Annotated in this window: 1 pseudogene; it reads left to right on the forward strand. The window is 74.8% G+C overall.

The annotated features are described in order from the left end of the window. A pseudogene (locus KVT44_RS56125) lies at nt 1–270 on the forward strand (hypothetical protein); the annotation flags it as partial.

The following is a 270-nucleotide window of genomic DNA, read 5'->3' on the forward strand; positions in this document are numbered from 1 at the left end:
TGCCGCCCCCCTCGCCAAATTCGAGGCCGCCATCGTCGACTTCCAACGGCGCTCCGTCACCGAAGCCGGTGCGTTCGTGGCCCGCCAGCTGCCCCACCTGTACGAGCAGGGCGCCGGGGCCGCAGCCGAGGCGGTCGGCGGGCACTTCTCGTGGACGCTCATCCACACCGGGGCCCTGCAGTCGCTGGCCGCCGCCTCCTACGCCGCTTTCCTCCCCCCCTCCGGGGGGGGGCAGCGCATGGCGGCGCGGTTCTACCGGGCCGTACGGGG

The organism is Streptomyces sp. GbtcB7, assembly GCF_019091445.1.
GTDB classification, from domain to species: Bacteria; Actinomycetota; Actinomycetes; order Streptomycetales; family Streptomycetaceae; genus Streptomyces; species Streptomyces mirabilis.